Annotated in this window: 14 protein-coding genes, 1 tRNA gene and 1 pseudogene; 10 read left to right on the top strand and 6 right to left on the bottom strand. The window is 75.7% G+C overall.

Features of this window, described 5'->3' with window-relative positions:
• Positions 1-288: 288 nt before the first annotated feature.
• Positions 289-1,629, bottom strand: a pseudogene (locus ACIA8O_RS09055) (PP2C family protein-serine/threonine phosphatase); the annotation flags it as partial.
• A 244-nt stretch (positions 1,630-1,873) separates the two neighbouring features.
• Entirely contained in the window at positions 1,874-3,313 is a 1,440-nt protein-coding gene (locus ACIA8O_RS09060; RefSeq protein ID WP_396292962.1) for an FAD-dependent oxidoreductase, read from the bottom strand.
• A gap of 327 nt (positions 3,314-3,640) precedes the next feature.
• Here ACIA8O_RS09060 and ACIA8O_RS09065 point away from each other — a divergent pair, with 327 nt between their 5' ends.
• A complete protein-coding gene (locus tag ACIA8O_RS09065; RefSeq protein WP_396292963.1) occupies positions 3,641-4,474 on the top strand; it encodes a TetR/AcrR family transcriptional regulator in 834 nt (277 codons plus the stop codon).
• A 269-nt stretch (positions 4,475-4,743) separates the two neighbouring features.
• The gene (locus ACIA8O_RS09070; RefSeq protein ID WP_396292964.1) at positions 4,744-6,840 is read left to right on the top strand and encodes a sigma-70 family RNA polymerase sigma factor; all 2,097 of its coding nucleotides are present in this window, start codon (positions 4,744-4,746) and stop codon (positions 6,838-6,840) included.
• 33 nt (positions 6,841-6,873) lie between these two features.
• Here the strand turns inward: ACIA8O_RS09070 and ACIA8O_RS09075 are convergent, their stop codons facing one another.
• Positions 6,874-7,557, bottom strand: a complete 684-nt coding sequence (locus tag ACIA8O_RS09075) for a DsbA family oxidoreductase (protein ID WP_396292965.1) — start codon at positions 7,555-7,557, stop codon at positions 6,874-6,876.
• 117 nt (positions 7,558-7,674) lie between these two features.
• On the opposite strand from ACIA8O_RS09075, the gene ACIA8O_RS09080 reads away from it, so the two are divergent.
• Positions 7,675-8,022, top strand: a complete 348-nt coding sequence (locus ACIA8O_RS09080; RefSeq protein ID WP_396292966.1) for a hypothetical protein — start codon at positions 7,675-7,677, stop codon at positions 8,020-8,022.
• 7 nt (positions 8,023-8,029) lie between these two features.
• Here ACIA8O_RS09080 and ACIA8O_RS09085 read toward each other — a convergent pair whose 3' ends face one another.
• Together ACIA8O_RS09085 and ACIA8O_RS09090 are read right to left on the bottom strand one after the other, a co-directional pair.
• Positions 8,030-8,554, bottom strand: coding sequence for a universal stress protein (locus tag ACIA8O_RS09085; RefSeq protein WP_396292967.1), 525 nt, complete (start codon positions 8,552-8,554; stop codon positions 8,030-8,032).
• 185 nt (positions 8,555-8,739) lie between these two features.
• Positions 8,740-10,854: an asparagine synthase-related protein gene (locus ACIA8O_RS09090; RefSeq protein ID WP_396292968.1), complete on the bottom strand. Its 2,115-nt coding sequence runs from the start codon at positions 10,852-10,854 to the stop codon at positions 8,740-8,742.
• Between the two features lie 802 nt (positions 10,855-11,656).
• On the opposite strand from ACIA8O_RS09090, the gene ACIA8O_RS09095 reads away from it, so the two are divergent.
• From ACIA8O_RS09095 to ACIA8O_RS09125, 7 genes are all read left to right on the top strand, one after another.
• Entirely contained in the window at positions 11,657-13,078 is a 1,422-nt protein-coding gene (locus ACIA8O_RS09095; protein ID WP_396292969.1) for an MFS transporter, read from the top strand.
• A 245-nt stretch (positions 13,079-13,323) separates the two neighbouring features.
• On the top strand, positions 13,324-14,895 hold the full coding sequence (locus ACIA8O_RS09100; RefSeq protein WP_396292970.1) for a TROVE domain-containing protein: 1,572 nt from the start codon (positions 13,324-13,326) through the stop codon (positions 14,893-14,895).
• A 46-nt stretch (positions 14,896-14,941) separates the two neighbouring features.
• Complete coding sequence (gene lhgO, locus ACIA8O_RS09105) at positions 14,942-16,144, top strand: L-2-hydroxyglutarate oxidase (RefSeq protein WP_396292971.1); 1,203 nt, start codon at positions 14,942-14,944, stop codon at positions 16,142-16,144.
• Between the two features lie 169 nt (positions 16,145-16,313).
• Positions 16,314-17,144, top strand: a complete 831-nt coding sequence (gene trmB, locus ACIA8O_RS09110; RefSeq protein ID WP_396292972.1) for a tRNA (guanosine(46)-N7)-methyltransferase TrmB — start codon at positions 16,314-16,316, stop codon at positions 17,142-17,144.
• A 108-nt stretch (positions 17,145-17,252) separates the two neighbouring features.
• Complete coding sequence (locus tag ACIA8O_RS09115) at positions 17,253-18,509, top strand: PrsW family intramembrane metalloprotease (RefSeq protein WP_396292973.1); 1,257 nt, start codon at positions 17,253-17,255, stop codon at positions 18,507-18,509.
• 46 nt (positions 18,510-18,555) lie between these two features.
• A tRNA-Met gene (locus tag ACIA8O_RS09120) sits at positions 18,556-18,629 on the top strand.
• Between the two features lie 472 nt (positions 18,630-19,101).
• Complete coding sequence (locus tag ACIA8O_RS09125) at positions 19,102-20,103, top strand: hypothetical protein (protein ID WP_396292974.1); 1,002 nt, start codon at positions 19,102-19,104, stop codon at positions 20,101-20,103.
• On the opposite strand, the gene ACIA8O_RS09130 is transcribed toward ACIA8O_RS09125, so the two are convergent.
• Positions 20,057-20,764 carry a class I SAM-dependent methyltransferase gene (locus tag ACIA8O_RS09130; protein ID WP_396292975.1) on the bottom strand — a complete coding sequence of 236 codons (708 nt, stop codon included), beginning with the start codon at positions 20,762-20,764 and terminating at the stop codon, positions 20,057-20,059. The two genes, ACIA8O_RS09125 and ACIA8O_RS09130, sit on opposite strands and share 47 nt — an antisense overlap.
• Positions 20,765-20,879 lie beyond the last annotated feature (115 nt).

Below are 20,879 nucleotides of genomic sequence, written 5' to 3' on the forward strand. Positions count from 1 at the left end.
TCGTCCAACTCGCTTGCGTCTTCCGCGACCTGACGGCCTGTCCGACGTTTCAAACCTTAGCCGATCCCCGCTCCGAAAAGCGAATCCAGCCGCAATCCATATAAACGCACACGCCAAATAGACCCACCCCGCAAAAGAGCACGGGGCAGCACTGATTCAGAGGTGGTGTTCCAAGGATTGGCTCCCCCGGGACCGTCCGTGCAGAGCGCGCGTCCGGTTCTCCCTGTCAGGCAGCTCGAAGAACACTAGACCTCTGCGAGGGCAACGTCAACCCGGGGAGGGGCGGTCCGCGGGGACCTGGAAGGCCAGGATCGCGACGTCGTCGTCGTGCTCGGTGGTGACGCCCATGGTGCGGAGCAGGCGGGCGCAGACCACGTCGGGGCTGCCGACGGCGCCGGCCAGGGTGTGGGCCAGCTGGTCGATGCCGTGGTCGATGTCCTCGTCGCGGCGTTCGACCAGGCCGTCCGTATAGAGGACGCCGGTGGTGCCGGGGAGGAGGCGGAGGGTGTGGGAGAGGTGGGTGCCGCCGCCGGTGCCGAGTGGGGGGCCGTTCTGTTCCTCTCCTCTGAGGACGGTGCCGTCGGGGCTGCGGAGGAGGAGGGGGAGGTGGCCGGCGGAGGCGTAGACGAGGGTGGCGGGGGCCTGGTCCCAGACGGCGTAGGTGCAGGTGGCGATCTGGTTGGCGTCGATCTCCATGGCGAGGCCGTCGAGGAGGGTCATCACCTCGTGCGGGGGGAGGTCGAGGCGGGCGTAGGCGCGGACGGCGGTGCGGAGCTGGCCCATCACGGCGGCGGCGCGCAGGCCGCGGCCCATGACGTCGCCGATGACCAGGGCGGTGCGGCCGCCGCCGAGGCCGATGACGTCGTACCAGTCGCCGCCGACGGCGGCCTCGGCGCCGCCGGGTTGGTAGGTGGCGGCGACGGTGAGGCCGGCGGGCTGTTCGAGCTTCTGCGGGAGGAGGCTGCGCTGGAGGGTGACGGCGGCTTCGCGCTGGCGGCTCTCGGCCTCGCGCAGGCGGGTGGCGGCGAGGACCTGGTCGGTGACCTCGGCGGCGTAGACCAGGACGCCGACGGGGTGGCGGACCGCGTCGTCGTGGGCGCCGGGGCCGTCGCCGGTGCCGAGGGGGGCCGGGCCGGCGCCGACCAGGGCGGCCGAGGCGGCGGCCGCTGCCGCGGCCGGGTCGGTGCCGCCCTCGCTGCCGAGCGGGACGCAGGAGACGTTGTAGTAGCGGCTGCCGTCGAGGCCGATGATCCGGCGGGCCTTGACGCTGCGGGGGCGGCCGCTGCGGAGGGCCTGGTCCATCAGGGGGAGGACGCCGAGGCCGGCCAGCTCGGGGAGGGCCTCGACGGCGGGGAGGCCGGGTGGGCGGTCGCCGAAGAGGTCGCGGTAGGCGCGGTTGGCGTAGCCGAGCTGGTGGAGGGGGCCGTAGGTGACGGCGACCGGGGCGGGGAGGCGGCCGAGGACGTTCCGCAGGTCGTAGAGCTCGTGGATCTCGCGCAGGTCGAGCAGGGCGCCGGGCACGCCGGGTTCGCGCGGGGCGGGCAGGTTGAGCGGCTCGCCGGGCGCGGGGGGCGGGGCGGGACGCCAGGCTGCTCCGGTGAGCCTGGCGCTCCAGCGCATGAGGTTCAAGCGACGGCCGTTCCTTCGGGGGGCCAGCTCGACGGGTCCGCGAGTTCCCGAACGAGTTCCCGAGCGAGTTTCTGACGGATCATCACATCGTGTGCTCGGCAGTGCACTCGGCGTGATGGTCCGGACGGGCTGATCCTGTCAGGCCGGGGTGCGATTCCGGAAGTCGTACGACCATTGCGGGGTGTTTCGTCCCACCTTGTGGGACGTACTGCGCCAGGAGCCGCCCCGGAGCGGACCGTCCCCGTCACGGCTTGAAGCCCGCCTCGAACTCCGAGCGGGGGTGTTCGACCGCGCCCAGCGAGACGACCTCCCGGCTGAACAGCCCGCCGAGCAGCCAGCCCGTGAGCACCCTTATCCGCCGTTCGGTGCTGGGCAGACCCCGCAGGTGGCGGGCGCGGTGCAGCCACCAGGCCCGGCGGCCGGTGAGCCGGCCGCCCCGGCTGGTGTGGGCGACCGCGCGGCGCAGCCCGAGGGAGGTGGAGCAGCCGGCCCGGCCCGGCTGGTAGGGCGTCAGGGGACCGCCGGTCAGGGCGGCGGCCAGGTTCTCGGCCAGCAGGGTGGCCTGGGCGACGGCGTGCTGGGCGTTGGGGGCGCAGTCGGCGGGGTGGCCGAGGCGCTCGGGTGCGGTCGGGTCGGGGACGGAGGCGCAGTCGCCGGCGGCCCAGAGGTCATTCACCGCGACTCCGTCAGGTCCGGCGGCCTGGAGGGTGGGCAGGCAGCGCACCCGGCCGTGCCGGTCGAGCGGGAGGTCGGAGTCGCGCAGCAGCGGGGCGGGGCGGACGCCGGCCGTCCAGACCAGGGTGCGGGCGCAGAAGCGGCTGCCGTCGGAGAGGGTCATCAGGCGGTCGGCGGCGGAGTCCAGGGTGGTGGAGAGGCGGACGTCGACGGAGCGTTCGCGCAGCTCGGCCAGGGTGAGGTCGGCGAGCTCGGGCGGTTCCTCGGGGAGGATCCGGTCGCGGGCCTCGACCAGGACCCAGCGCAGGTCCTCGGGCTGGAGGTTGTGGTAGCCCTTGGCGGCGTACCGGGCCATGTCCTCCAGTTCGGCCAGGGCTCCGACCCCGGCGTAGCCGGCGCCGACGAAGACGAAGGTCAGGGCGGACTGGCGGAGCTCGGGGTCCCGGGTGGTGGAGGCCAGGTCGAGCTGTTCCAGCACGTGGTTGCGCAGGGCGACCGCCTCGCCGACGGTGGCGAAGCCGAGGCCGTGTGCGGCCAGGCCGGGGACGGGGGCGGTGCGGGAGACCGAGCCGGGGGCCACCACCAGGACGTCGTACGGGAGTTCGGTGAGTTCGACGGCGCCGTCCCGGTCGACCGGGGTGAGCGTGACCCGGCGTTCGGCGTGCTCGATCCGGACCACCCGGGAGGTGAGCACCCGGCACTCCGTCAGCAGGCGGCGCAGCGGCACCACCACGTGGCGGGGGTCGACCGAGCCGGCCGCGACCTCGGCCAGCAGCGGCTGGTAGGTGAGGTAGGGCCGGGGCTCCACCAGGGTGATCTCGGCCCGGCCGTCGCGGAGTTCGGCCTTGAGCAGCTGTTGCAGGCGCAGGGCGGTGGCGGTTCCGGCGCAGCCGCCGCCGACGATCAGGATCCTGATGGGGCCACCTCTTTCCGGTGTGAGCGCGGGTGGGCGGCCGGGCCCGCCCGGCCGCGTCCTCCATGACGCCCTGTCGGGTGGTGTCTTGTCCACAGGCCGTACCGGATCGGGTGGTGGAAACCGGCCGCGGAGTGGACCGCCAGGTGGACCGCAGGTGGCCGGGATTTGCCGTCATCCGGGCCTTTAGGTCCACTTCTGCCGCGAACTTCCTTGAACTATGGTCGGATTGTGCGTTGGGCCGGGCAGGTACCGGCCCCGTGGAGCTGTCCGACTGCAGTGGGCCCGACCGGGGAAGGTTGGTGCGGAAGTCCGCCCGATCCGGGGCGGCACCGTCCTGCTCGGGCACCGCCGTGCACCTGGGGGGTGCCCGAGCGGCCGGACTGTGTGGCGCCCGTCCGGGCGCCTTCGGGGGAGGTTGTCATGACTGATCAGGAACAACTGCTGGGGCTGCCCGTGCCACTAGCGGCGGACCGCGGCGCTGCCGGGGTGGTGCCGGAGCAGCGCGGACCGGGTGCCCGGGAGAGCTACACCGCGCCCGAGGAGCCCTCGGGCGCGGCCCGGCTGCGGGTGGACGCCCGGCGGAACCTGGAGAGCGTGCTGCGCGCCGCCCGCCAGGTCTTCGGCGAGCTCGGCTACGGGGCCCCGATGGAGGAGGTCGCCCGTCGCGCCGGGGTCGGCGTGGGCACCGTCTACCGGCGCTTCCCTAGCAAGGAGGTGCTGGTCCAGCGGATCGCCGCCGAGGAGGTGGCCTGGCTGACCGCGCAGGCGAAGGAGTCGCTGTACGGCGGCTCCGGCCCGTGGGAGGCGCTGGCCGGGTACCTCTCCCGGGCGGTCGGCTCCGGCGCCGGGCGGCTGCTGCCGCCCTCGGCGTTCCGCTACGCGGAGGAGCTGGCCACCTTCCGGGACGCGGCCGAGCCGCAGGTGCCGGAGCAGCTGCGCCGCACCGAGGGTTCCGGGGCGTACGGGACGGAGCAGCCGTCGGCGCACCGCGCCGCGGAGCCGGCCGGGGACGCGGACCCGCGTCAGCTGCTGCACCTGCTGGCCGCGTTGGTGGCCCGGGCGGGTGCGGCCGGCGAGCTGCGGCCGGGGGTGACCGTCGCGGACGTGGTGCTGGTGCTCACCGCCGCCGTGCCGGTGCACGCCAGGACCGCGCGCGAGGAGGGTGCCGAGACCGGGGCGGACGAGGGTCAACCCCAGGACGCCCCGGCGGAGCGGCTGTTGCAGATCCTGCTGCACGGGCTGCGGGCCCGCTGAGCGGTCGGCACCCGTACTGACCAGGTGTCCTGCCGTTCGGTCCGGGGCCGGGAGGCCTTCCGGCCCCGGACCGCCGGCGGTGCCCGTACGGGTGGGTCCGGACGGGTGCGGCTTCCCGTGCCCGCTCCGCTATGCCATTCTTTGGCCGTGGTTGGAGCCATTGTCCCGTTGCGCGCCGTTCGCCCGGCCGTGGCCGCGGTCCGCGCCGGGTCGGCGCGCCGGACGGTCACCGTGGTCGGTCGGACGGTCCCGGGGCGTACCCCGGCCCGGTGGGAGGCACGTTGAGCGCCGAGGAGCAGAACGAGCACGGCCACGGGCTCGACGCGCCCGGCCAGGTGCCGGACCAGGGCGGGGCCCCCATCCGCGAGTCGCTGCCCGGTGGCCGGGCCGCCGCCGTGCCCCCGGGCCGGGTGCCCGGGCAGGCCGCCGCCGGACAGGGCGGGGTCACCCCGGAGGCCTTCATGGGCGTGCCCGGGGAGCCGCCGGCCCGCCCGGTGGTGCCCGCCCCGGCCGATCCGGTGGACGGGGAACGGCCGCCCTCCGACGCCGAGTTGACGGCACTGGTGCGGGCCGGGGACGACACCGCGTACGAGGAGATCTACCGGCGGCACGCCGACTCGGTGCGCCGCTACGCCCGGACCTGCTGCCGGGACAGCTTCACCGCCGAGGACCTGGCCGGCGAGGTCTTCGCCCGCACCCTGCAGGCCCTGCGGGCGGGCAAGGGGCCGGAGTTCGCGGTCCGCGCCTACCTGCTGACGGCCGTGCGCAACGTGGCCGCCGCCTGGGCGCGCAGCGAGCGCCGCGAGCAACTGGTCGACGACTTCAGCACGTTCGCCAAGACCTCGGCCGCCACCATCGACCTGGACCTGGCCGACCCGGGCGCGGACACCTGGGCGATGGCGATGGCCGACCAGCGGATGGTGATGCAGGCCTACGCCGAACTCCCCGAGGACGACCGGGTGGTGCTCTGGCACACCGAGGTCGAGCGGGAGTCGCCGAAGACCGTCGCGGTGATGCTCGGCAAGACCGCCAACGCCACCGCCGTGCAGGCCCACCGGGCCCGGGACCGGCTGGCCGCGGCCTTCCTCCAGGCCCATGTGTCGGGCAGTCAGGACCGGGACTGCGAGGCCTACGCCAACCGGCTCGGCGCCTACGCGCGCGGCTCGCTGCGCAAGCGCGCCTCGGCCGAGGTCGGGCGCCACGTCCAGGAGTGCGACCGCTGCACGGCGGCCTACCTGGAGCTGACCGAGATCAACACCGGCCTGCGGGCGGTCCTGCCCGGCGGCGTGCTGGTCTGGGTCGGGGCCGGGTACTTCACCGCCGCCGCGGCGGCGGTGGGGGTCGGCGCGGTCGGCGCCGGGGTGGTGGCGGGAGCCGCCGCGACCGGGGGGACGAGCGCGGGTGCGGGGGCCGGGGCGGGTGCGGCTTCCGGCGGCTCCGGGGCCGGGGCCGCCGCGGGCGAGGGGCTGGGGACGGCCGCCAAGGCCGGGATCGCGGCCGGGATCGCCGTGGTCGCGGCGGCGGTGGCCGCGTACGCCTTCACCGGCGCGCCCGAGCCGAAGCGCCCGGTGGCCGCGCCGGCCGTCTCGACGCCCGCCGCGCCGCCGGCCGCGCCCGCGCCGCAGACGCCCCGGCCGGTGCCGGCCCCGCCGACGCCGGAACCCCCGGAGGAGCCGACCCCGACGCCCACCCGCCCGGCGAGCCCGACGCCCGCCCCTCCGGCCCCGCCCGCCCCGGTGAGGCCGGCTCCCTCGCCGACCCCGTCACCGAGCCCCACGCCGAGCCCGAGCCCCACGCCGGAGCGGCCCACGCCGCCCCCGGCCCCGACGCCGACCCCGCCGGAGCCCCCGGTGGTCACCCCGCCGCCGACGCCCACCCCTCCGCCGGTGCCGACACCGACGCCGAGCAGGCCCACCGTCTTCGACTTCTGGGCCGACGACCTGCCGTTCGCCCCGCCCGGCGGGCACCGCGACGTGCCGCCGACCCCGACCATCCGCCGGGGCGGCGGCTGGGTCTGGCAGCGCACCGGCCTGTGGATCGGCGGCACCCGCTACCAGCGCGGGCTGAGCGTCCGGGTGCCCGCGCAGGTCACGGTGGACCTGAACCGGAGCTGCACCTCGTTCCGCGCGATGGCCGGGCTGGAGGACGGCGGCCTGCGGTTCGGCACGGTCCGCCTCTCGGTGGAGGGCGGGGACGGCACGGTGCTCTGGCGCTCCGGCCCGCTGGTGCCGGGCGACCGCGCCGTACCGGTCACCGCCGACCTCACCGGGCAGCGCTCGTTCCGCCTGGTCGCCAGGCCGGACTCCGGTGGCTGGGGCCTGGTCGACCTGGCCAGTTGGGCGAACGCCCGGATCAGCTGCAGCTGATCCGGGCGGTGGCGGGCCCCGCCTGACGGGTGGTCAGACCGCGCAGCTGTCGTCGTCGCAGACGGCACCGGCGGGCGTCTCGGTGGCCGTCTCGGCGGCGACCTGCTCCAGGACCCGCAGGAAGGTGTCGGCCTCCTGGCCGCCCTGGACGGCCCACTTGCCCTCGAAGACGAAGGTCGGCACGGCGGAGATGCCGAGCTCGCGGCCCTCGGCGATCTGCGCGCGGACCTCCTCGGCGCCCTCGTCCCCGGCCAGGTAGGCGGCCACCCGGTCGCGGTCCAGGCCGGCGGCGGCCGCGACGTCGGTGAGCGCCGCGCGGTCGCCGACGTCCACGCCGTCGCTGAAGTGCGCCTTGAGCAGGGCCTCCTTGAGCACGCCCTGCACCTCGGCGCCGTACTCGGTCTCGGCCAGGTGCAGCAGGCGGTGGCCGAGCAGGGTGTTGGCGTGCAGCGCGGTGTCGAAGTCGAAGGTGATCCCCTCGGTCCTCCCCAGCTCGGTCACCCGGGCGTCCATCGCCACGGACTGCGGGCCGTAGCGCTCGGCCAGCCACTCGCGGTGCGGCGAGGCGGTCGCGGGGGCGTCCGGCACCAGCTGGTACGGCCGGTAGACGATCTCGACGCCGTCCTTGCCCTCGAAGCGGTCCAGCGCCTGCTCGAAGCGACGCTTGCCGACGAAGCACCACGGGCACGCGATGTCCGACCAGATCTCGACCTTCATGACTCTCCTGCTGCTCCGGATGTTCGGGGGACGGAAAGGTGAACTATCAACCAAGCTGTCCTGATTCCCGGGCGGAGGGGCTGTGACGGCGCTCACCGGGACCCTAGGGTGACGGGCATGGGGAGCTGGTACGTGATCGTGGAGTACGGGCAGTACGGGGAGCGGGAGTTCCTGCCGCGGATCGCCGTGGACGGGGACCGGGAAGCGGCCCTCACCGCGGCCGAGGAGCAGAGCCGGACCCGGCACGTCGGCATCTACGACCGGGAGCACGCGGGGCGGGTGGTGTACCGGGAGTCCCCGGAGCGGTGGCTGGTCGAGGTGAGCCACCCGGGCGAGTGGAACAAGAACAGCGAGTCCTACACGGTGCACACCTACTTCCTGCGGATCTCCGTCGCGGAGCTGGAGCACGTCGCGGAACTGCGGCTGCCGGACCCGCCCAGGCGGGGGCTGCTGCGGCGGGGCTGAACCCGCGTCAGCGGGTGACGGCGGGCGGGGCCGGGACGACCAGGACCGGGCAGGCGGCGTGGTGGACGGCGGCGGTGCTCACCGAGCCGAGGAGCAGGCGGCTGAAGCCGCCGTTGCCGCGGGTGCCGAGCACCAGGGTGTGCTGGCCCCGGGTGCAGCGGAGCAGCAGCTCGACGACATTGCCGAGCACCACGTGGAGGGTGAGGGTGCCCCGGAACGGGCGGCCACGGGAGGACTCGACGGTGGCGACGGAGCGGCGCAGGCCGTCGGCCATGCTCGCCGAGAGGCGCTCGATGCTCTCCTGCACCAGCTCGACCATCCCCGGCGGGTAACCGGTCGGGGACGGGTTCACCACCGCCAGCACGTACAGCGGCAGGCCGAACAGCTCCGCCTCGGTCATCGCCCGGTCGAGCGCCCAGAGCGAGCCGTCCGATCCGTCGCACGCCGCCAGCACCCCGGGCGGATCACCGACGGGCACCTCCCCGGACACCGGCAGGCTCTCGGGGGCCGTCACCTTCTCCGCACTCGACACTCCCCCATGATGGCCCGTCAGCCGGCCAAACCCGCGGACGGCGCGAGGTGGTTGCACCGGGGGCGCGGGGAACTGCGCGCGGGGGGACGGCACGCGCTGCAACTGGCTCGCCTGCCCCGATCTCGCACTGGGCCGCCTTCCGGTTCGCGCAGTTCCTCGCGCCCCCGGAGGCGCAGCCACGTTCGTCAGGCAGGCCTGGCGAGGGCTGGGCGGTGCGGGAGGGGGAGGCCGGTCCAGGCGGAGCCGTGGCGGCGGGCGTGGATGCGGCGGAGCCAGAGCTCAGTGGAGACCAGCTCGGCGAGGCCCGCGACGGTGTCGGGCGGGAGGTCGGTGGCGCGGGGGCCGAGGGAGGCGAGGGCGGCGTGGACGGCGGGGAGGTCGATGAGGCCGGCCTCGGCGAGGAGCGGGGCGCGGAAGAGTTCGGCGAGGCCGTCCGCGGCCAGGTGGAGCCCGGCCAGGTCGGCGGTGGTGCGGTCGGGGCGGGGGCCCCAGCCCGGGGGCAGGTCGGTGCGGGTGGCGCCGGCCAGGACGGCGCGGAGCAGGGCGTGCCGGGCGCCGGGCTGGAGGCGGGTCTCGTCGGGGAGCAGGCGGGCGGCCCGGACCACCTGGTTGTCCAGGAAGGGGGCGTGCAGGCGCTGGCCCTGCTGTTCGGCGGCGTGCAGCAGGGTGCGGTACTCGGCGGCGTGCCGGTGCAGGGCCTGCCGGGCCCGGCGGGCGCCGGGCGGTTCGGCGGGGACGGGGCCGCGGGCGGCCAGCCGGAGGCGGAGGGCGACGGCGGAGAGGGCGTCGTCGGAGAGCCAGCGGGCGGCCGGGCCGGGAACGCACCAGGCCAGCTCGGCGGCCGACCGTTCGCCGGGGCCGCCCCCGGCCGACCGGTGACGGACCGTCAGCCGGACCGCCGCGTCGTCCAGGGCCTCCGCATACCGGGCGCGGGCCAGCCGGTGGGCGGCGCGCCAGACGGTGAGGGGCGTGCGCAGGGTGCCGAACGCGCCGGTGGCCGCTGCCCGTTCGGCCCCGGTCAGGGCGGCGACCGGGGCGGCCAGCCGCCGGGCCCGGCCGGCCCTGACCAGGTCGGCGAGCCGGGCCGGATGGCCGTCCAACACCTGGCGGGCCCCGTAGCCGGTGAGGTGGTCGGCACCGCCGGCCTCGAAGCGGTGGCCCAGCCGGGCGGCGGCGACCAGGGCGGTGCCGGGTTCGTCGGTGAGCGGCCCGGGCGGCACCCCGCCGGCTCCGGCGAGCCCGGCCAGCTCCGCGTACGGGAGCGGCGAGGGCACCAACAGCTGCCGCAGCCGGGGCAGTTCCAGCTCGGCCCCGGTCGGGCCCTCCTCGGGGAGGGTCACCGCGGTGAGGCGTTCGGGCGCGGCCGGGCCGGGGCGGCGGCCCGGCGGGCGGGCCCAGGAGCCCTTCACCGCACCGTTCCTGGGCGCGGGGGTGTCGTCCGGCCGGGGCTGCGGCGGCCCCTCGGGGGCGGGGGCGATCGGCACGGCGGCGGCCAGCAGGGCCACGGTGGCCGAACCGGTGCCGTACGAGAGGTCCGCCCCGAGCCGGGGCCTTCCGGTGCCGCCCCGGGAGGCGCGGACCCGGCAGCGGACCGATTCCAGCAGCGCGCGGGTCAACTCCCGGACCGCGGGCGCTTCCTCACGCGGGGTCGGTGCGCCGCCCTGCTCCGGCTCGTAGCCGGTGACGTGCGCCCTTCCGTTGCGGATCCCGAGCAGGTGACCGGGCGGCACCCGCCGCACCCCCAGGTACGGCGTGGACTCGCCGAGCGCCTCGGGCGACTCCGGGCAGGCCAGCCGGGCCGCCAGGTGGCCGGTGTCCAGCGGCGCACCCACCAGGTCGGCCAGTGGGAGGGCGGCCGTGGCGTAGGCGGTGCCGCCCTCGTACGGGGTGTGGAACACCGGCAGGACGCCGGCCAGGTCGGTGAGCAGCACGGTGGAACGGGGGCCGGTGCGGAGCACCGCCGTGTAGCTGCCGGGCCAGGTGGTGAGGTGGCGGACGGCGCCGCCGCGGGCGGTGGCGAGGCCGGCGGCGAGTTCGGCGTCGGAGGCGCCGCAGCGGCCGAGGACGGCGAGGCGGGCGGTGCCGGGCGGCTCCGCCGCGGGGTCGGCGGGCGGCGGACCGGTGGTGACCACGGCCTGCGCCCCCGGGCGCAGCGTCACCAGCCGGATCTCGTCCGGGCGCCAGTCACCCACCGCCCAGAGCGGGCTGACGCCGGGCCAGAGCACGGTGGCGGCGATCGGGCGCACCGCGCCCAGCCCCGGCCCGGGCGCGCTCCCGCACCACCCCGTGAGCCACCGCATCGCGCCTCCCGTCAGCCCGAAGCCTCCGGAGGCCATCGTGCCACCATCTCCCCACGGGCTCACGGGACTTACGTCAGTAGACGGACCGTCAGGAACGGCGGGTGGTCACACCGGGGGCGCGAGGAACTGCGCGCGGGGGAACGGCACCACGTGCAACTGGCTCGCCTGCCCCGACCTGGCCCTGGGCCGCCTTCCGATTCGCGCAGTTCCTCGCGCCCCCGAGGTCACTGCCCTGCCGGGTGCCGTGCGGACGGACCGGGCCTTCCCCTCCGGGGCCCGGGCCGTCCGTTGACGTGGGCATCGCGGAATGGCCGAAATGCGTCACCCCGCCCGGGAGGGCATCCGCATGCCCTCCCGGACCCCACCCCCGCCCGCGGGGATGTCGGCGGAGGTGTCCCCCGGCCCGCCGGGTCCTCGACGACGGGCCGACCCACAGCCCCCAGCGAATCGCCGACCAGCCCATCGGGCCAGGGGGCACAGCCGGGCGCACGTCTGCACCGGACCGGAGCACGCCCGTCCGGCACGACCCCGCGGGGGCTGCGGCGCCCGCGCACCACCCCCCTGCGCGACCCGTAGAGCGGCACGCGATCCCGCCATCCGGAATCCGGACTCTTAACCCTCGGAACCCGGACGACTACGCTAGGTGGTGCAAGCAGTGGCTCGCGCCGGACGCCGTCGGCGGGCACGCCACCCCGTCCGCCACCCACCCACGGCCTCCGCGCCGTTCACGATCAAGCCACCGTGCACGGGCGCGCTCAGTCCGCAGACCCGCCGCACCGCGCCAGGGGGTGCCGCCGCCACCATGACCGCCAGTTCACGAGGGCCGAACGAGCGGCTCGGGACGCTGCTCACCGTCGCCCAGATCAGCAACGCCGGCCTGGCCAGAAGGGTCAACGACCTCGGGGCGCAGCGGGGTCTGACGCTCCGTTACGACAAGACCTCGGTGGCCCGCTGGGTCAGCAAGGGCATGATCCCGCAGGGGCCGGTGCCGCACCTGATCGCCACCGCGATCGGCTCCAAGCTGGGCCGCCCGGTGCCGCTGGACGAGATCGGGCTGGGGGACACCGACCCGGCGCCGGAGCTCGGGCTGGCGTTCCCGCGCGACGTGCCGGAGGCGGTGCGCTCGGCCACCGACCTGTGGCGGGTGGACCTGGAACTGCGCCGGGGGCCCGGCGGCGGGCGGTGGAGCGACAGCCTGGCCGGGACGTTCTCGGTCTCGGCGTACGCGACGCCGGTCTCCCGCTGGCTGATCACCCCGGCCGACGGGTCGGTGGCCCGGGAGGCCGGGGTGGCCGATCCGTCGGGCTACCGGGTGGGGCACTCGGACGCGGCCAAGCTGCGCGAGGCGGCCCAGGAGGCCCGGCGCTGGGACTCCAAGTACGGCGGCGGGGACTGGCGTTCCTCGATGGTGCCGGAGTGCCTGCGGGTGGAGGCGGCGCCGCTGCTGCTCGGCTCGTACAGCGACGCGGTGGGCCGGGCGCTGTTCGGCGCGACGGCCGAACTGACCCGGCTGGCCGGGTGGATGGCCTTCGACACCGGCCAGCACGAGGCGGCCCAGCGGTACTACATCCAGGCCCTGCGGCTGGCCCGGGCCGCCGCCGACGTGCCGCTCGGCGGCTACGTGCTGGCCTCGATGAGCCTGCAGGCCTGCTACCGGGGCTTCGCCGAGGAGGCGGTCGACCTCGCGCAGGCCGCGCTGGAGCGCAACCGGGGGCTGGCCACCGCGCGCACTATGAGCTTCTTCCACCTGGTGGAGGCCCGCGCCCACGCCCGGAACGGCAACGCCGCCGCCTGCGCGGGGGCGCTCTCCGCCGCCGAGGGCGCCCTGGAGCGCGCGCGGGCGGGCGACTCCGATCCGGCCTGGATCGACTTCTACGCCTACGACCGGCTGGCCGCCGACGCCGCCGAGTGCTTCCGGGACCTCGGGGAGCTGTCGAAGGTCCGTCAGTTCACCCGGGAGGCGCTGGCCCGGCCGACCGAGGGGTTCGTCCGCTCGCACGGCTTACGCCTGATCGTCTCCGCGATGGCCGAGGCCGAGGCCGGTGACCTGGACGCGGCGGTGGCCGCCGGCGAACGGGCGGTGGACGTGGCCGGGCGGATCTCCTCCCAGCGCAGCCGGGAGTACGTGCTGGAGCTGCTCCGCCGCCTGGAGCCGCACCAGGAGGAGCGCCGGGTCCGCGAGCTCACCGAACGGGCCCGCCTGATGCTGGTCGCCCCCGCGTAAAAGCGCGTGCCCCCACCCCGGGCGCCCGGTTAGTCTCGTACTCGTCCAGGTGCGCAGGTGGGGGCTACTTCGGGCTTGATGGGCGCGGGTTCGAGTCCCGCTGCCGCTCCGGCGGTGTAGCTCAGCCGGTAGAGCATCAGGTGAACCTCCGCCGCTCTTGTCCTCTGGACGCTCTCGTCACCTCGGGGTGCCCGCACCGGGCACCCCGAGGTGTTTCCGTCTTCGAGCGAGTGAGGAAGTCCAGCATGTCCCGGTTCAACCTCCGGCGGCCCCAGGTGCCGACCCGCGGTCCGGCCTCGCCGGTCACCAGCACCGGGATGCTGACGACCAATCACAACGGCGGCACCGGCCACCTCCGGGACGAACGCTCCGAGCTGTTCCTGCTCGCGGTGGCCAACCTGGTCGGGCAGCGCTCCTTCTACGAGCAGGCCGCCGACCGGGACGACCGCTACTCCCTGCTGGTCCGCCGGCTGGCGGTCAGCGATCCGGAGTGGACCCTGGCCCTGCTCCGCTGGCTCCGCTACGGCGCCGGGCTGCGCACCGCTGCCTTGGTCGGCGCCGCCGAGTTCACCCGGGCCCGGCTGGACGCCGGTGCGCCCGGCTTCTCCCGGCAGGTGGTGGAGACCGTGCTGCGCCGGGCGGACGAGCCCGGCGAGCTGCTGGCCTACTGGACCTCCCGCTACGGCCGGGCCCTGCCCAAGCCGCTGAAGCGCGGCGTGGCCGACGCCGTCCGCCGCCTCTACACCGCCCCGGCCCTGCTCAAGTACGACACCGCCTCCAAGGGGTACCGCTTCGGCGACGTGCTGGAGTTGACCCACCCCGTGCCGGATCCGAAGCGCCCCGGGCAGTCCGAGCTGTTCCGCTTCGCGCTGGACCGGCGGCACCGCCCGGAGACCGCCGAGCCGCCCGCCGGGATCGAACTGCTGCGCGCCAACGACGAGTTGATGCGGCTTCCGGTGGAGCGCCGGCGGGAGCTGGTCACCGCCCCCGGTGGCGCCGAGCGGCTGGCCGCCGCCGGGATGACCTGGGAGGCGCTGGCCGGCTGGCTGCAGGGCCCGCTGGACGCGGCGGCCTGGGAGGCCGTCATCCCGTCGATGGGCCCGATGGCGCTGGTCCGCAACCTGCGCAACTTCGACCTGGCGGGCATCGGCGAGCAGGCCGCCGCCGAGGTGGCCCGGCGGATCTCCGACCCGGTGGAGGTGCGGCGCTCCAAGCAGTTCCCGTTCCGCTACCTGGCCGCGTACCGCAACGCCTCCGTCTTCCGCTGGGGCGCCCCGCTGGAGACCGCGCTCGGCCACTCGCTGGCCAACGTGCCCGCGCTGCCCGGCCGGACGCTGGTCCTGGTGGACCGCTCGGGCTCGATGTTCGACCGGCTCAGCGAGCGGACCGAGCTCAACCGGGCCGACTCCGCCGCCCTGTTCGGCACCGCCCTCGCGCTCCGCGCCGAGCAGGCCGACCTGGTCGAGTTCGGCTCGGGCCACCAGCGGGTCGAGTACGCCCCCGGCGAGGGCGTACTCGGGATCGTGGAGCGCTTCGGCTGGCTGGGCGGCACCGAGACCGCGGCGGCCGTCCGGGGCACCTACCGCGGCCACGACAGGGTGGTGATCCTGACCGACGAGCAGGCCGCCCCCGGCAACGTGCTCGCCGCCGTCCCCGCCGAAGTCCCGGTCTACACCTGGAACCTGGCCGGGTACGCCACCGGCTACGCCCCGTCCGGCGGCGGCGCCCGGCACGTCTTCGGCGGGCTGGGCGACTCCGCCTTCGGCCTGATCCCGCTCTTGGAGCGAGGCCGGGACAGCGGCTGGCCCTGGGAGTAGGTTGACTGCTCGTCGGCTGGCGGATGCGGGACCGAGGGGCGGGTTCATGAGCGAGAAGTACGACGTCGTGGTGGTGGGCGGGGGAATCGTCGGGCTCTCCACCGCGTACGCGCTGACCGTGGCCCGGCCGGGCGTGCGGGTCGCGCTGCTGGAGAAGGAACCGGAGTTCGCCGCCCACCAGACCGGGCGCAACAGCGGGGTCATCCACAGCGGCGTCTACTACAAGCCCGGCTCCCTGAAGGCGAAGTACGCCACCGAGGGCGCGAGCGCGATGGTCGACTTCTGCCGTGAGCAGGGCATCGCCCACGAGGTCACCGGCAAGCTGATCGTCGCCACCCGGGCCGACGAGCTCCCCCGGCTGGCCGCCCTGGCCGAACGCGGCCGGGCCAACGGCATCCCCGTCACCGAGCTCGACCGGGCCGGCATCGCCTCGTACGAGCCCGAGGTCACCGGCATCGCCGGACTGCACATCGGCACCACCGGCATCTGCGACTTCCCGGCGGTGGCCCGCCGCTACGCCGAACTGGCCGCCAAGGGCGGGGCCGAGCTGCTCACCTCCACCCCGCTCACCCTGGTGCACCGCCGGGCCGACGGCCTCACCCTGCACGCGGGCGGGCGCGAACTGCACTGCGAGGTGCTGGTCAACTGCGCCGGCCTGTACAGCGACCGGATCGCCCGGCTGGCCGGGGACGAGCCGGGCGTGCGGATCGTGCCGTTCCGCGGCGAGTACTACGAACTCGCCCCGCACCGGCGGTCGTTGGTGCGGGGACTGGTCTACCCGGTACCGGACCCGGCCTTCCCCTTCCTCGGCGTCCACCTGACCCGGGGCGTCCACGGGGACGTCCACGTCGGCCCGAACGCCGTCCCGGCACTGGCCCGCGAGGGCTACGACTGGCGCACCGTCAGCCTCCCCGACCTGGCCGAGACGGCCCGCTTCCCCGGCACCTGGAAGATCGCCCGGCGGCACTGGCGCTACGAGCTCGGCGAGCTGCACCGCTCGCTCTCCAAGAAGGCCTTCACCACCGCGGTGCGGCGGCTCCTGCCCGCCGTCACCGCCGCCGACCTCGTCCCCGCCACCGCCGGCGTCCGCGCCCAGGCCGTCGCCCCGGACGGCACCCTCCTCGACGACTTCGCCTTCGCCGGCTCGGGCCGCACGGTCCATGTCCTCAACGCCCCCTCGCCCGCGGCGACCGCTTCGCTCCCGATCGGCCGCGAGATCGCCTCACGGGCACTTCGCGCTCTGTCGTAGGTGGTTCCACCGGGGGCGCGGGGAACTGCGCGAGTCCGGAAGGCGGCCCAGCGCTAGATCGGGGCAGGCGAGCCAGTGGCGGCACGTGCCGTTCCCCCGCGCGCAGTTCCCCGCGCCCCCGGCCTCACCAAATTCGCTCGTGTGGCGGGTGTCCTAGACTCGGGTGATTGTGACTGCCACCGCCCCCGCACCCCAGAGCTCCCCGTCCGCGCGCCTGTCGGCGGCCCCGGCCGGCTACCCCGCGCCGATGTACCCGCACCGGGCCACCGAGGAGCAGCACCGCGAACACCGCATCCGCAGCTTCCAGCCCCGCCGGGGCCGGATGACCCCCGCGCAGGCGGGGGCGCTGGACCGCGGGTGGGAGCGGTACGGGCTGGCGATCGACGGGACCCCGCTGGACCCGGCGGCGCTGTTCGGCGGGCTGCCGGTCACGCTGGAGATCGGTTTCGGGATGGGCGAGACCACTGCCGCGATGGCCGCCGCCGATCCGGCGCGCGGGATCCTGGCGGCGGACGTGCACACCCCCGGCCACGGGAACCTGCTGCAGCTGCTGGAGCGCAACGGTTCGGAGAACGTCCGGCTGGCCGCCGGTGACGCGGTGATCCTGCTGCGCGACATGCTGCCGGACGCCTCGCTGGCGGGTCTGCGGGTGTACTTCGCCGACCCGTGGCCGAAGCCGAAGCACCACAAGCGCCGGCTGGTGCAGCAGTCCTTCCTGGAGCTGGTGCTGCCGCGGCTGGCGCCGGGTGCGCTGGTGCACTGCGCCACCGACTGGGAGCCCTACGCCGAGCAGATGCTGGCGGTGCTGTCGGCCTCGCCCGAGCTGGAGAACCTGCACCCGGAGGGTGACGGGACCGGCTGGCTGGAGCCGGAGGAGCACCCGGCGGGTTCGGTGCCGGGGTACGCGCCGCGCCCGGAGTGGCGGCCGGTGACCAAGTTCGAGCGGGCCGGGATCGCCAAGGGCCACGTGGTGCACGACCTGCTGTTCCGCCGCCGCTGAGGGCTGCCGTGACGGGCGCCTGACGCCGTATCACAGCACTCCGCGCCGGGTGCCCGGTTTGCCCGGAGCCCTCCCCTGGCGGTGGGTGGTTCCCCTACCCTGTGCCGGGTGAGCAGCCCGCCCAGTGGCGGCCCGCCCCGGCCCGCGGCTCCGGCCGGGGGCAGCGCCGCCACCGTCGATCCGCTCCCGCCCACCGCCGGCTCCCCGATGATTCCGGGCCCCCGGGTGCGGCGGGCCGGCCGGTTGCTGCCCTGGTACCCGTACGTGCGGGCCGAGCAGTTGCTGCGACGGGCCCGGGCGCTGCGCTACCCGGCGCTCTCCTCGGCCCTGGCCGCGTTCGCGCTGGCCGGGTGCGGGGTGCTGATCCTGCGGCTGGTGCACCGGCAGACCGGGACCACCGGGCTGCTGGTCGGGCTGGGGCTGGCGCTGCTGCCGCTGCCCTTCGTGCTGGGGGCGCTGGCCTGGCTGAACCAGACCGCCCGGGTGCCGCTGCGGCACACCCTGTTCTGCCTGGCCTGGGGCGCCTGCGCGGCGACCACGGTGGCGATCCTGGCCAACGGCTGGGCCGGGGACTTCCTGATCGCCCGTCAGGGCAGCGTCCGGGGCGAGACCCTGCTGGCCGACGTGGCCACCCCGCTGATCGAGGAGGCGGCCAAGGGGGCGGCGCTGGCGATGCTGCTGCTGCCGGTGCGCAGGCGGCTGCGCTGCCACGTCGAACGGACCTGTGCGGTGCTGGCCCGGCGGACGCACCTGCCCGCCCGGCGGGTGGCCCGGGTGCTGCGCCCGTACCGGCGGCCGGAGTTCCGGCCCCGGCTGCGGCCGGCGTACTTCCGCCGCCCGGTCCGGACCCCGTCGCGGCGGCGGGCCCGGTCCAGTCCGCGCACGCTGGCCGCCGGGGTGGTGCTGGGCGGGGTGACGGCCTGCGGCTTCGCCTTCACCGAGAACGCGCTCTACCTGGGCCGGGCCTTCACCGACGACCAGCAGGACCGGCTGGACAGCATCGGCCTGGGCGCCGAACCGAGCCTGCGGGACTTCGACTCCACCGTGCACACCTTCGTGCTGCGGGGCCTGCTCTCCCCCTTCGCCCACCCGCTGTTCACCGCGCTGACCGGCCTGGGCATCGCCGTCGCCCTGACCACCGGCCGCCGCTGGGCGGCCCGGCTGGCCGCCCCGGTCGGGCTGCTGCTCTCGATGTCGCTGCACGGCGCCTGGAACGCGGCGGCCGGCGAGGGCACCCGGGGCTTCCTGCTGGTCTACGGGCTGCTGATGGTGCCCTGCTTCGCCGCGCTGGTCTGCTTCGCGGTGTGGGCCCGCACCCGGGCCAGGACCTCCCGGCACCGGGAGCTGCCGACGGCCGCCGGGTAACCGATTTTGCTTCTGCGCAGCTCTCACGTACTGTTGGGTTCACCGACGCGGGGTGGAGCAGCTCGGTAGCTCGCTGGGCTCATAACCCAGAGGTCGCAGGTTCAAATCCTGTCCCCGCTACTCAGTAGCACGGAAGGCCCGGCAGACATCGTCTGCCGGGCCTTCCGCCGTTCCCGGCGAAAAACCCGTTGTGCGCTCCGGGGGCGCCTGCCTACAGTGACGGCACACTGAAAGGAGGTGATCCTGAGTTGAGTTCTTTCAGGATGCGTGAGGTGGCTGCTCGCTAGAGCCGCCCCTGCCTGCGCAGGACCCGAGGGCGTACGACCTCCGGCGGCAGGCGAATTCGAAGCAGTCACCCGGCCCGTGGGCTCACCGGTACATCCCCGGTGCCTCTCCGGTCCGCCCCCCGCGGGGCGGCAGGCGAGGAGCAGCCCACGGGCCGTCTGCGTTCCCGCGCGGCCCCGGCCGAGGCCCCGGCCCGCGGCACCGCCCGAGGCCCGCTCCGACGCGCCCTGCCAGAGGTCGTGCACGCCCTGCCCAGCGGGTGACCGGTCCGCTACAGTCGCAGCGACTTCGGGGAGGGGTGGGCGCGGTGGACCTGCAACAGGACGGCGTGGCGAAGGTCGGGATGGGCTCCGTGGTCGGGGCCGGACTGCTCGGACTGGTGCTCTACGCCTCGACCTCGGAGGACTGGGCCGGGGCGCTCGGCGGCGGACTGGTGGTGGCGGCGGCCTTCGCGGTGGCGGGGGCCGGGGTGGGCTTCCTGTTCGGCATCCCCCGGCTGCTCACCAGCGGCGCCGCGTCCCGGCCGGACGACATGGGCGCCACCTCGACGGGCAGTTACTCGCCCAACACCAACCTGGAGCAGGTCTCCGACTGGCTGACCAAGATCCTGCTGGGCGCCGGGCTGACCCAGATCGGCGCGCTGCCCGGCCTGCTGCGCGAGCTCGGCCACGCGCTGGCCCCGGTGGTCGGGAACGGCCCCGGCGCCTCGGCCTTCGCGGCGGCGCTGACGGTGTACTTCACCGTGATCGGCTTCCTCTCCGGCTGGCTGCTGACCCGGCTCCGGTTGGCCAAGGCCCTCTCCACCGCCGACCGGCAGACCCTGGACGACTCGGTCCGGCAGACCCGGGACCGGGCCCGGGAGCTGAACTTCACCACGGCGGAGGTGGAGAAGCTCTTCGCCACCCAGACCGAGGGCCTCCAGGTGCAGGCGCTGGCCCTGCTCCAGGGCGACCCGGACCCGGAGAACTACCACCTGATCCTGCGGGCGGTGAGCAGTGAGCTGCCCCCGTTCGTGCTGCTGCAGGCGCTGATGGCCGCCAAGGTGGCGGTGGAGCACGGCGGGCTGGCGCCGGAGCAGCGGCGGGAGCTGCGGTTCGCGGTGGAGAACAAGATGCGCAACGACCGTGCGGTGCCGCCGGATTCGCGGCGGCGGGTGGTGGCGGGGCAGATCCTGAAGCTGCTCGCGGCGGAGGCGTCGGTGCCGGAGGTTCCGGAGGCGCCGCAGGTACCGGGGCAGGCCAAGGGCGAGGACGGAGCGGACGCTACCGAGGAGCGGACCGCCGGCGGTGGTCGGCCCGGCGGAGAATGAGCACCCGCCGGGTGCGGCCGTCCTCGGGGCGGGGGAAGCGGCGCACCTCGGTGCCGACCCGGTGCTGGCCGAGGCGGGCGCGGAGGGCCGGGAGGTGCGGGCAGGGCCGGGCCGTGCCGTCGTGCAGCGGGAAGACGCGGACCTCGCCGTCCGGGGCGGTGACCCGGACCAGTTCCAGCAGGGCCGTCAACTGCCGCTCGGGCGGGAAGAGTTCGGGGTAGGCGAAGAGCAGGTAGCCGCTCAGGCTGAGGGCGAAGGTGCCGTCCGCGAACGGGAGGCGGGGCAGGGCGGCGGCCACGTAGCGCTCGGGGTGGGCGGCGCGGTCGGCGGTGAAGAGGGCGTGGGCGCGGTCCCAGCTGCGCAGGTAACGGTCCGTCGGGCGGGCCCGGGAGGACGGGTAGAGCTCGGGGGCGGCGGCCATCCGGTCGGCCATCCGGGAACGGGCGGCCCGGGCCAGGGCGGCCAGTTGGGGCGGGGTGGCGGTGTAGACGGGGTCGGCGGCGATGACGGTGACGCCCAGGGTGCGGGCCTCGGCGGCGAGGCCGGCCGTGCCGCCGGGGCAGTCCAGGACGGGGCCGCGGAGGGCGGCGAGGGTGGAGCGGGTGAGGTCGAAGAGGGCGCAGTACTCGTCGAGGGGGCGGGAGGTGACGAGGGTGCTCATTCGATCATCGGAGCACGGGCGGCTTCAGGGTGCGCGGCAGTGCGTGCAACTGGCTGATGTGCCCCGATCTTGCGGTGGGACGTCTTCCGGTGCGCGCAGTTCCCCGCGCCCCCGG

It is taken from the genome of Kitasatospora sp. NPDC051853 (genome assembly GCF_044452665.1).
Classification (GTDB): Bacteria; Actinomycetota; Actinomycetes; order Streptomycetales; family Streptomycetaceae; genus Kitasatospora.